Genomic DNA, 12,296 nt, shown 5'->3' on the forward strand with positions numbered 1-12,296 from the left:
AAGGGGATGAACTGTATGAGTAGTGTGAAACAGATAACGGTTGGTATCGATGGAATGACATGTTCGGCTTGTTCTGCCAGAATTGAAAAGGTTTTAAATAAGCTAGATGGTGTAGAAGTAAATGTGAATTTAGCGATGGAGCAAGCGACAGTTCAATATGATGCGGATGAACAATCTGTGGAGACAATTACGAATCGAATTGAGAAACTGGGATATGAAGTTCGAACGAAAAAAGTGAATTTAGACATTGAAGGAATGACATGCGCTGCATGTTCAAATCGGATTGAAAAAGTAATTAGTAAAATGGAAGGAATCGAAAGTGTTACTGTTAATCTGGCGATGAACACCGCAACAATCATATATAAAGATGGTATTATTACGATTCCAGCCATTTTAGAGAAAATAACGAAGCTTGGTTATAAAGGAAAACCTCAAGAAGAGACTGAGTCTAATAAAAAAGAAGAACAATTAAAAGGGAAACGAAAACAACTATTTCTTTCTATTTTGTTATCATTACCGCTTCTTTATACAATGGTTGCACATATGCCATTTGAGACTGGGCTACTCGTGCCGCACTTTTTAATGAATCCATGGGTACAATTATTATTTGCAACTCCGGTACAATTTTATATCGGCTCGCAGTTTTATATCGGTGCATACCGATCACTGCGAAATAAAAGTGCGAATATGGATGTACTGGTCGTACTCGGTACATCAGCAGCATATTTTTACAGCCTGTATGAAGGTTTGAAAACATTGCAAAATCCATCGTATTTACCGCAGCTTTATTTTGAAACGAGTGCAGTGTTAATTACATTAATTCTTGTCGGAAAATATTTTGAAGCTGTTGCAAAGGGAAGAACGACAGAAGCGATTTCAAAATTATTAAGCTTACAAGCAAAAGAAGCGTTAGTCATTCGAGATGGGAATGAAATGTTAATCCCAATTGAAAATGTTGTTATCGGTGATACAATTATTGTCAAACCAGGTGGAAAGATACCTGTCGATGGTATAGTTTTATTGGGTACTTCATCTGTTGATGAAGCGATGATCACAGGTGAATCTATTCCAGTTGATAAGCAGTCTGGAGATGCTCTAATTGGAGCAACCATTAATAAGAATGGCACATTAACAATGCGTGCAGAAAAAATTGGAAAAGATACAGCGCTTGCAAGTATTATAAAAATTGTTGAAGAAGCCCAAGGATCAAAAGCACCTATTCAACGTATGGCAGATACAATTTCTGGTATATTTGTTCCGATAGTTGTTGCTGTTGCCGCTATTGCTTTTCTAATCTGGTATTTTGCGATCACTCCGCAGGACTTACCGCAATCTCTTGAAGTTGCCATTGCAGTGTTAGTCATTGCTTGTCCTTGTGCATTAGGACTTGCAACGCCTACCTCTATTATGGTTGGAACTGGAAAAGGAGCAGAGAAAGGAATTCTTTTCAAAGGCGGAGAGTATTTAGAAGCAACACATAAAATTAACGCCGTTTTATTAGATAAAACGGGCACTGTTACGAAGGGGAAACCGGAAGTAACGGATGTGATGAGCTTGCAAGATGATATGCTCCTATTTGCTGCTTCAGCAGAAAATGTTTCGGAACATCCACTTGCTTCTGCAATTGTAGAATATGGAAAACAAAACAATATCGTCCTCTTACCTGTGGAAGAGTTTCGCGCGGTACCTGGACACGGTATTGAAGCAAATATAGAAGGAAAACAAGTCGTAATTGGAACACGAAAATTAATGAGAGAACATAGCATCGATATGGCGACATATGAGCAAGCAATGAGTGAGCTTGAAGCGGATGGAAAAACGGTCATGCTTGTAGCTATTTCGAGTCAGTTTACAGGGATGATTTCCGTTGCTGACACGATTAAAGAAAGCTCAAAAGAAGCCATTCATACAATGCGATCTGCTGGAATCGATGTTTATATGGTAACAGGAGACAATAAGCGAACTGCTGAAGCGATTGCAAAACAAGTCGGTATTGACCATGTATATGCAGAAGTATTGCCACAGCAAAAAGCTGATATTGTAGAGCAATTGCAAGAGCAGGGAAAGCGTGTAGCAATGGTTGGTGATGGTATTAATGATGCGCCAGCACTTGCGAAGGCGAATATCGGTATGGCGATTGGAACAGGAGCAGATGTAGCAATTGAAGCCGCGGATGTTACATTAGTTGGAGGTGACTTAGGTCATATTCCACAAGCGATTGATTTAAGCCAAAAGACAATGAAAAATATTCGTCAAAACCTGTTTTGGGCATTATTCTATAACGCGATTGGTATACCGATTGCTGCAAGTGGTTTATTAGAACCGTGGGTAGCTGGAGCTGCTATGGCATTTAGCTCTGTATCTGTTGTGACAAACGCACTTCGATTGAAACGCGTGAAAATATAAAGAGAATCCTATCGTAGTGATGTAATTTTTCAAATTCACACCGATGGATAAAATTATACGAATTTAGGCACTTACGGATGGTTTATCTTATACTGAGTTTCCTTACTTTGTGGATCATACTGCCCGTTTATGCGAGATAGATAAAATTTATTAAGGAGGAATACAAAAATGACTGTAACATTAAATGTACAAGGAATGACATGTAATCATTGTAAAATGGCGGTAACAAATGCACTGCAAGAATTAACGGGTGTAAAAAACGTAGAAGTTGAACTGCAAGCAGGTATAGTATCAGTTGAATATGATGAAGCAATGGTAAAAGTGGAACAATTAAAGGATGCAATTGAAGAACAAGGTTACGATATTGTGTAAGTGAAACTTCCATCAATAGGAGTACCCGTTAATGCGAGATGAATGAGACAAAGCGTGTGGAACTTTATCGTTCTACACGCTTTTTTCTATGTGAAATTGACTTTTTTTTAAGTTACGATAATAATCATGAAAGAGGTGATATGATGAAACGATTATGGAGTATTTTCTTTAGTGCAATGCTGGCGATGATTCTTATCTTAAGCGGTTGTTCAGGGCAAGAACAGAAAAAAACGAGTCCGAAAGAGAACAATTCAACATCGGTAGAAAAAATTAGTGATAACATTTTAGACGAGATGGAAGGGCCACCGAAAAATGGTCATACGATAGAACGTCATGTTGGAAAAACGGAAGATCAGTTAAAAGAAAGATTGCGTACAGATAAAATATCGGCTGCAAGTACATACTACGATAAAGAAACAGCAACAAAAGCTGTTAAAGACAGTTTGAAGCAACATGAGAAGGAAATTGAGAATTGGTTAAAGAATTCTAAAGAAAATCGTCTTGTACTAAATACGAGGCACGCATTTCCAGTTGGAAAAACAGTGTTTAAGCGAGATATGCGTGTACAAGATAAGCTTGTGAATACAGTTACTGTTTTAGCAAGAGATAAAGCGGGTTCATTAGGCTTTAAAATTATTACTTCTTATCCTTCAGATAAATAAAAAAGGGGGAGTAGCATGTATTCAACACTTCAATACTTTCTAAAAGCATACTGTACGTTAAGTGTGCATGAAGAAGAAATACTAGCTGTAATGAAAGAGTTTATTGAACAAGAGGAACGAGAAACCATCGAGAAATTGCGATATGAATTGTTACACATGCAGCAGCAAGAAGCATGGGAAGAAGGGTGTTTATTAGCAGCTAAACAGGGAAACCGTATTTGGTCCCTAGAAGAAACGAAAGAACATATGGAGACATTTGTAAGTTTGCTGCAAAACAAAAAGGCGTGATACTTCACGTCTTTTTGTATGTGCTTTTTGAAATTTGACCGTTCGAGATAATTTGACCGTTTTGCGTTACTTTTTTATATGTGACAGCAGTAATTCTAGTATCAGTATTACTGATAACCTTCGATGAAACTTCTACGTTTTTGCCAGTTGGTGTGCCAAAAATACGTGTTGTTACGCTACCACCATTAGAAAATGCTTGAATGTAAATATGTTTACCGGTATTGTTTTTAAATTTTAAATCTGGACCGTAATCAGCAACGGCTGCATCTTGCCCAAGCGGTAAGTAATGAACAGGTAATGAGTGATTACTACGTGCAACAACTCCTAAGTCAGCACGTAATACAGCACCGTATAATGTACTACTAACTTGGCAAACACCACCACCAGCACTTTGTTCGACTTTTCCATTTACAAATACTGCGGCTGATTTGTAGCCGTGCGCTGCATCTGTAATACCGACGCGTCCATTGAAGCTAAATGTTTCATCAGGTGCTACAAGTGCGCCGCTTAAAGTGTTAGCTGACTTTTTAACATTGAAGGATTGATTGCCATTTCGACCAGCCATAGGAGTAGAGTATTCAGCGATAACGTCTGTAATTCCCATCTTCTGTATATCTTCTGTAGTTCGTTCTGGTTTTATAGAAGCAATTGGAAGCTGAATATCTTGTGTGCGGGCAATGATAGCTTTTGTTGTTAACTCTTTTAGCTTATCTTTATCCACCTTTTCGCCATCTTGACTTTGGCTAATATTAATTGCTGTTCCTGAAACAGTTAAATCTGCATTCACAGGTTGCTTTAAGATCTCGTTATATTTTTCTTGCATAAATGCATCAAATGTTGCTGTATTTAACTGTGGTTCTAGTTTATAACCACGTTTTAATTCACCATTTTCAGATTTCTTTCTTATTTTATAACGATCGATAATGCCGCCTTTTTGTTCTTTAAAGATGTTGTCAACAATATCTGTTTCTCTATATTCCATACCTAGGTCTTTCCATGTATAAGTTTGTGTATTGCCTTGGAGAGTGTAGTTAAGCGATTTTTTTTGTAACTCATTCCCTTTTTGGTGAATAATTTCTTGAACTTCTTTTTTGCTTTTACCATCAAGTGAAATACCTTCAAATGTAGTGTGTGGTAACACAACTGTATCAAGCTGTTTGTTCAAATTTGATACATATTGATAACCAACAACTCCACCTGCACAAAGTAATAGTCCACCTGCAATGGTAGAACTAATAACTAAATTGCGTAGCTTCATTTATTTCCCTCCCCAAAAAACAAATATGTAAAGTCAAATATATTCTGTTTTTAACGTATGAATGATGAAAATAGTATTACATATGTACTAGTATACTATTATTTCCAGAAAAATCGTAATGTTTTTACAAAATTTGTTACTATTTTGTAACAAAAGTCTATTATCTTATAAGGGAATAAAAGGAAGGTTTGTTACTATTGTATTATAAATTATCAGAAAATTCAAATTTGTTTTACGGTTTTTTTAACAGTACTCCAGCTGAAGTCCCCTTCCTCAAGCATGTGCAGGGCATGGTCCAGGTGGTAGGGAGGGGATGAATGGTGGTCGTGGACAGCACGAAGTTTTTATTTCCTTTTTTGCGACATAGTGTAGGCTAGTGACAGGAAAAAACAAACATATGTTCTTTGTGTGGCTGTAGGGGAAGGGGGTGTCCGAACAGTATAAAGTGAAACTTTAATCAGTGGGGGGTTCTTCATCCCCCACTGATTAAAAGCCCTCACCAATCGGGCTTTTACGGGTAATTTATCTCCCGCCTAACTTCTTTGCCTTTTGCTGAACTTTGAGGTGGGAGGGGGCTTACTGCCCGTTAATGCGGGATACACGACGCCTGTAGAGCGTTGCTGATTGGGTATCCAATCAGCAACGCTCTATGAAACAGGAAGCCCCTTCTTCAAACACCTCGTTAGAATGTTAAAGAGGGGGCATTCACTAAGCGTAGATGAAAAATAAAAGGACCGTTGTTCACGGCCCTTTTATTATAACTTTTTATGTTCAGTTTTATCTGTAACACCGAGATGTTGTTTTAATGCCTTTGATATGTCCTGCACGCTTTTTTCTTCAGGAACATAGTAGTAGGTGCTGTTTATATATTCATCGTCACCTTTTACTTGAAGCTTGTCCATCTTTAAGTTTGAACCCATCGTATTTTTTGTAATTGTCATGATGTCATCAAAGGTTAAGTTTGTTTTTAAATCGTGATCAACTGCATCTAATAAATTCTCAATTTTATTAATAGAATTTATAGATAATGCCTTTTCAGCAATCGCTTCTAAAATGAGTTGTTGGCGTTGTCCACGCATATAATCGCTATCAATGTGACGAGTTCTTGCTAAAGCAAGAGCTTCTTCGCCATTTAAGTGTTGAAGGCCTTTTTTGAGGTGAATCGCATTCGGTTCATCTTTACTATTTTGCTCTGTAAATTCAACAGGGACATTCACATCAATGCCACCAAGAGAATCCACAATTTTTATAAAGGATTTAAAGTTGAATTTAACATAGTAGTCAACAGGAACATTTAAAAAGTTTTCAACTGTATCAATTGTACTATCAACGCCCCCAAAGACGTGAGCATGTGTAATTTTATCTTGTTTTTCGCGTGATTTAATATATACGCGAGTGTCACGTGGTATGCTTACAAGTTTTACCGATTTATCATTTTTATTAATTGTGGCAAGTAATAGCGCATCTGTACGTGTCGCACTGCCGTAAGATTTTTCGCGGATATCGCTTTCGTCCACACCCATAATGAGAACGGAAATATTATCTGTCATTGGTTTAACAGCTTTCTCGCGTTTATCAGATTTATCTCCTCTGCTCAGCTCAGAATATGCATTATTTACAATAGATTTTGCTTTACTGTATATATGGGAGAAATAGCCTCCACCACCAATTGCTACAATAAGTAATGGAATTAGAATAAACCATAGTAGACGTCTTTTTTTAGATCGCCTGGCTGAGGCTCTTATATATTTTTCTGTATCAAATTTCATTATCTAGTTCTCCTTTAGGTAATTCGATTTGTATAATATGCGGACAAGGCACATCTTTTATTTTCCAAAAAGACGATAATCTTTCACTTGAAATGAAAATGAAAGATAGGAAAAGGGTGACTACATCTAAGTGCGGCATATAAAGTGAAACTTCCATCATCCTACTGATGGAAAGCTTTCAACAATCGGAATCTTCCTGCCCGTTAGAGCGGACAAAAAATATTGTACGATAAATAGGAGGCGTTGTACATCAATAAAAAATAGATGTCTCGATTATTTATAAGACATCTAAGGGTATTTTATACAAAAAGGATCAAGAAGAAAAGGATTAAATTTTACCTGCTTATAGCATAATGCTAACAATAACCGCAGATAAAATACTGACGAGTGTAGCCCCGTATAGCAGTTTTAAACCGAAGCGAGCGACGACATTTCCTTGTTCTTCGTTTAATCCTTTTACGGCACCAGAAATAATTCCAATGGAAGAGAAATTTGCAAATGATACAAGAAAGACTGAAATAATACCTACCGTACGCGGAGAGAGCGTACCTGCTAGTTTACCTAAGTCCATCATAGCGACAAACTCATTTGTCACCAGCTTTGTAGCCATAATACTTCCTGCTGCCACGATTTCTTTAGTTGGCACACCGATAAGAAAGGCAACGGGGGAGAAGGCATATCCGAGCAACTGCTGAAATGTAATTCCAAAAATAATATGGAATAAATCATTAATACAGCTGATGAGGGCAACAAATCCAATTAGCATTGCACCAACGACAACAGCAACGCGAAATCCATCTAGAATGTATTCGCCTAACATTTCAAAGAAAGTTTGTTTCTCTTCTTTAATTTCTAAAATATCTTCTTCTTCTTTCACATCGTACGGATTAATGATGAGTACGATAATAAAGCCGCTAAATAAATTCAAGACGAGAGCGGTTACGACATATTTTGGTTCAATCATTGTCATATAAGCACCGACGATTGACATAGATACAGTAGACATCGCAGAAGCACAAAGTGTATAAAGGCGATGCCTTGGAATTTGGCCAAGCTGTTTCTTTACAGTAATAAATACTTCTGATTGTCCTACAATAGCTGATGCAACAGCGTTATAAGACTCCAGTTTTCCAAGCCCGTTTATTTTACTGAGGAAAAAACCAATCCAGCGAATACAGAACGGTAGGATTTTAAAATGCTGTAAAATACCAATTAAAACGGAAATAAATACAATTGGTAGTAGTACATTTAAAAAGAAAGGCATTTCTCCTTTATTAGCGATACCACCAAATACGAAGTTTATGCCGGACGCAGCGTAATCCAATAATTTCGTAAACAAATTAGAAATAGTTGTAACAAGCACGAGACCAATCTGTGTATTTAATAGTAAGTAAGTTAAAATTAACTGTATAATAAGCATAATGAAAATGGGTTTGAACTTAATATGCTTTTTATTGTTACTTGCAATGAAAGCAAGAAAGAAAACAAAGACAAGACCGAGAAAAAAAGTAATAAATTTCATAGTAATCCTCCTCAAGAGATGTTCTGTTACATAGGTTTTTCATTTCAAGGGAGAATATGCACGTTCGGTAAAGAAAGGGATGGATTAGGGAATGAATATAGTTAAAGTGCATCATATTGCAATTATTTGTTCGGACTATCAAAAATCTAAAAATTTTTATACAAATATATTGGGATTTAAAGTGTTAAATGAAGTATATCGGGAAGAAAGGGATTCATATAAATTGGATTTATGTGTAGGAGAGCAGTATCAAATTGAATTATTCTCATTTCCAAATCCTCCAAAACGACCAAGTTTTCCGGAAGCAGCCGGTCTGAGGCATTTAGCTTTTGCAGTTACTAACATACAGAAAGCCGTTCAACATTTACGACAATGCGGAGTAGAGACAGAGCCGATTCGTGTGGATGAAATAACGGGGAAACAATTTGTATTTTTTCAAGATCCAGATGATTTACCATTAGAATTGTACGAGCACTAAAAATTGGCGAAATTTATATAGGTTTGCTTCCTAATAAATGAAGAAAATAAAGACAAAGTAAAACCTCCATTAGTGGGAGTTTTCTTTATCCCGCTATTTGCGGGCAGTTCTCTCAAACATAACATCTTTAAGGGAGCTTACCACTTGTTAGAGCGGCGGAAAAACTTCTTTTCAAAAGGAGGTGTAACTTTAGCTAAGAAAGCTAAAGGTGTTCTTTGGAAATTGCTAAATTAATGATGGTGGCTATTCTAATTGCAATAACTGGTTTTTTTGTGGCAGTTGAATTTGCGATTATAAAAGTACGTAGTAGTCGTATTGATCAACTTGTGGGAGAAAAAAAACGAGGAGCGCTGGCAACGAAGAAAGTGATTTCAAATTTAGATGAATATTTATCAGCTTGTCAGCTTGGAATTACAATTACAGCTCTAGGGTTAGGTTGGTTAGGTGAACCGACTATAAAGCGCTTATTAGAGCCGTTATTTTTAAAGATGGAACTTTCACCTGCAATCGCAAGTACAATTTCTTTTATCATTGCGTTTGCAGTTATTACATTTTTGCATGTTGTTATCGGAGAATTAGCACCGAAAACATTTGCTATTCAAAAAGCCGAGCAAGTAAGTCTGCTATTATCTCAGCCACTCATTTATTTTTATCGCACTATGTATCCGTTTATTTGGGCATTAAATGGAGCGGCTCGCTTCGTGACGGGCATGTTCGGACTACACCCTGCTTCTGAGCATGAAGTTGCACATTCGGAAGAAGAGTTACGACTTATTTTATCGGAGAGTTATGAAAGTGGAAAAATTAATCAGGCTGAGTTTAAATATGTAAATAATATTTTTGAATTTGATAATCGTTTAGCAAAAGAAATTATGGTACCACGTACTGAAATTGTCGGTCTATATGAAGACGAATCATTTGAGACACATATTAAAGTGATTGGACAAGAAAAGTATACAAGATATCCTGTATTTGGTGAGGATAAAGACGAGATCATTGGGATGGTCAATGTAAAGGATTTATTTATTCATTATATGAATGGTGGACAAAGCGAAGAACGTTCCATCACGCTATATAAAAGGTCTGTTATTGAAGTGCTTGAAAATATCCCCATTCATGATTTGTTACTGCAAATGCAAAAAAAGCGAATCCCGCTTGCGGTTTTATATGATGAATATGGGGGAACAGCAGGGATTGTTACACTTGAAGATATTTTAGAGGAAATTGTTGGTGAAATTCGGGATGAGTACGATGAAGATGAATATCCACCAGTTCAACATATAAGTGATACATGTAAAATTGTTGACGGGAAAGTGCTAATAAGTGAAGTGAACGATTTGCTTGGCTTACATTTAGTTGCTGATGATGTGGATACAATCGGGGGTTGGTTGATGACGCAAAAACAGACAGTTACAGAGGGCGATATCATCGATACGAACGGCTGGATTTTCACAGTTCTTGAAAAAGATTCACATCAAATCAAGCGAGTTGAAATAAAAAGAGCTGAACCAGAAGGGAAAGTAATTGCTTTGTGAAGTGTATCATATATAAAGGCATGTGTTTAGCTATAGTTGTATTCATAACCTGTAACGAACGGGAGGAATATTTTTTATCCCGCTATTTGCGGACAGTAAAATTCCGATTGGTGAGGGCTAATAATCAGTGGGTGATAAAGCCCCCACTGATTGAAGTTTCACTTTATTAGACCGCGTTCTTACCGTTCGTTAATTATAATTTACTTTTACAGAAAAACATTGTTGTTTGCGCTTTTAAAATAGGTGTTATATAAATACAAATTAAAAAACCAACATAAAACCCTTCTTTTTAGGTGGGAAAGAGCATCCGGCCATGCATAGAAGCGGTCAGATCCTTTTCCTGCCCAGACATAGTGAAAACAAAGAGAGAAAACGAGTGCAGGTCACCTTTTGTTATCCATAGCCGCGGTTATATGTCGAAAAATCAAAATGGATTTATATATAGTGAAAGGGGATAAGAACACTTTTTTCTTGCTAAAAATAATATTTTCATAGAGAATAGTGTTTTTAGGTCATCAACCAGAATAAAAAGTATAGGTGATGGAATATGATAGCAACAAAAGACATTCGTATTGAAAAAGATTTTTTAGGGGAAAAAGAAGTGCCAGATGCAGCTTATTATGGCGTTCAAACGTTGCGAGCTGTAGAGAACTTCCCAATTACAGGATATCGTCTGCATACGTCATTAATTACAGCTATGGCAATTGTAAAAAAAGCGGCAGCACTTGCAAATATGGAGACAGGTTATTTACATGCAAATATTGGGGAAGAAATTGCAAAGGCTGCTCAGGAAATCATTGAAGGAAAATTCCATGATCAGTTTATTGTGGATCCAATTCAAGGAGGTGCAGGAACTTCCATTAACATGAACACAAATGAAGTCATTGCAAACCGTGCTCTTGAACGGATGGGATATGAAAAAGGAAACTATGCGACAATTAGTCCAAATACGCATGTCAATATGGCACAGTCAACAAACGATGCGTTCCCAACAGGTATTCATATTGCAGTGCTTATGATGTTAGAAGAACTTCTTGTTACAATGGAAGCACTTCATGGTGCATTTACTGATAAAGCAAAAGAGTTTGACCATGTCATTAAAATGGGGCGTACGCACTTACAAGATGCAGTGCCAATTCGGCTGGGGCAAGAGTTTGAGGCATATAGCCGCGTGCTTGGTCGTGATATAAAACGTATTAGGCAGTCTCGCCAACACTTGTATGAAGTGAACATGGGGGCGACAGCTGTTGGAACAGGATTAAATGCAAACCCAACTTATATTAAGAATGTTGTGGAACATTTAGTAGCTATTAGTGGATTCCCACTCGTTGGTGCAGAACATTTAGTAGATGCAACGCAAAATACAGATGCATATACAGAAGTATCTGCCGCGTTAAAAGTATGTATGATGAACATGTCTAAAATTTCAAATGACCTGCGAGTTATGGCATCGGGTCCGCGCGTTGGTTTAGCTGAAATTCAATTACCAGCTCGTCAGCCAGGGTCATCCATTATGCCAGGTAAAGTAAATCCGGTTATGGCAGAAGTGGTTAACCAAGTTGCCTTCCAAGTGATTGGAAATGACCATACAATATGCTTAGCATCAGAAGCTGGACAATTAGAATTAAATGTAATGGAGCCAGTATTAGTGTTTAATTTAATTCAGTCCATTAGCATTATGAACAACGCATTCCGTGTGTTCCGTGAATATTGTATTGAAGGTATTACTGCAAATGAAGAATTGTTAAAACAATATGTTGAGAAAAGCGTTGGAATTATTACGGCGGTGAATCCTCATATTGGATATGAAACAGCTTCTCGTATTGCTCGTGAAGCGATTGAGACAGGGAAATCAGTTCGTGAGCTTTGCTTAGAACATGGTGTGCTAACAGAAGAAGAATTGGATATTATTTTGGATCCGTATGAAATGACACACCCTGAAATTGCGGGAGCCGCGTTGTTAAAGAATAAAAAGTAATGATAAAAAAAGACCGATGAAGCGAATC

At 37.1% G+C, this 12,296-nt stretch carries 10 protein-coding genes; 7 read left to right on the forward strand and 3 right to left on the reverse strand.

What is annotated here, in order from left to right:
* The first annotated feature begins 15 nt into the window (after nucleotides 1-15).
* The 4 genes from QRE67_RS03440 to QRE67_RS03455 all read left to right on the forward strand — a co-directional run bounded on the left by QRE67_RS03440 (nucleotide 16) and on the right by QRE67_RS03455 (nucleotide 3,728).
* A complete protein-coding gene (locus tag QRE67_RS03440; RefSeq protein ID WP_286123552.1) occupies nucleotides 16-2,406 on the forward strand; it encodes a heavy metal translocating P-type ATPase in 2,391 nt (796 codons plus the stop codon).
* A 168-nt stretch (nucleotides 2,407-2,574) separates the two neighbouring features.
* Complete coding sequence (copZ, locus tag QRE67_RS03445) at nucleotides 2,575-2,778, forward strand: copper chaperone CopZ (RefSeq protein WP_286123553.1); 204 nt, start codon at nucleotides 2,575-2,577, stop codon at nucleotides 2,776-2,778.
* A gap of 143 nt (nucleotides 2,779-2,921) precedes the next feature.
* Nucleotides 2,922-3,440 carry an RNase A-like domain-containing lipoprotein gene (locus QRE67_RS03450; protein WP_286125180.1) on the forward strand — a complete coding sequence of 173 codons (519 nt, stop codon included), beginning with the start codon at nucleotides 2,922-2,924 and terminating at the stop codon, nucleotides 3,438-3,440.
* Nucleotides 3,441-3,455: 15 nt separating this feature from the next.
* Complete coding sequence (locus tag QRE67_RS03455; protein ID WP_286123554.1) at nucleotides 3,456-3,728, forward strand: hypothetical protein; 273 nt, start codon at nucleotides 3,456-3,458, stop codon at nucleotides 3,726-3,728.
* A 4-nt stretch (nucleotides 3,729-3,732) separates the two neighbouring features.
* Here QRE67_RS03455 and QRE67_RS03460 read toward each other — a convergent pair whose 3' ends face one another.
* The 3 genes from QRE67_RS03460 to QRE67_RS03470 form a co-directional block, all read right to left on the reverse strand.
* Nucleotides 3,733-4,986, reverse strand: a complete 1,254-nt coding sequence (locus QRE67_RS03460; protein WP_286123555.1) for a VanW family protein — start codon at nucleotides 4,984-4,986, stop codon at nucleotides 3,733-3,735.
* Nucleotides 4,987-5,741: 755 nt separating this feature from the next.
* A complete protein-coding gene (locus QRE67_RS03465; RefSeq protein ID WP_286125181.1) occupies nucleotides 5,742-6,758 on the reverse strand; it encodes an LCP family glycopolymer transferase in 1,017 nt (338 codons plus the stop codon).
* A gap of 340 nt (nucleotides 6,759-7,098) precedes the next feature.
* A complete protein-coding gene (locus QRE67_RS03470) occupies nucleotides 7,099-8,277 on the reverse strand; it encodes a NupC/NupG family nucleoside CNT transporter (protein WP_286123556.1) in 1,179 nt (392 codons plus the stop codon).
* Nucleotides 8,278-8,368: 91 nt separating this feature from the next.
* Between QRE67_RS03470 and gloA2 the strand changes: the two genes are divergently transcribed.
* From gloA2 to aspA, 3 genes are all read left to right on the forward strand, one after another.
* Nucleotides 8,369-8,755 carry an SMU1112c/YaeR family gloxylase I-like metalloprotein gene (gene gloA2 / locus QRE67_RS03475; RefSeq protein WP_286123557.1) on the forward strand — a complete coding sequence of 129 codons (387 nt, stop codon included), beginning with the start codon at nucleotides 8,369-8,371 and terminating at the stop codon, nucleotides 8,753-8,755.
* Between the two features lie 215 nt (nucleotides 8,756-8,970).
* Nucleotides 8,971-10,290, forward strand: coding sequence for a hemolysin family protein (locus QRE67_RS03480; protein ID WP_286123558.1), 1,320 nt, complete (start codon nucleotides 8,971-8,973; stop codon nucleotides 10,288-10,290).
* 547 nt (nucleotides 10,291-10,837) lie between these two features.
* On the forward strand, nucleotides 10,838-12,268 hold the full coding sequence (gene aspA / locus QRE67_RS03485; protein WP_286123559.1) for an aspartate ammonia-lyase: 1,431 nt from the start codon (nucleotides 10,838-10,840) through the stop codon (nucleotides 12,266-12,268).
* Nucleotides 12,269-12,296: the final 28 nt, after the last annotated feature.

Origin of the sequence: Bacillus sp. DX3.1 (assembly GCF_030292155.1) — a bacterium.
Lineage (GTDB): Bacteria > Bacillota > Bacilli > Bacillales > Bacillaceae_G > Bacillus_A.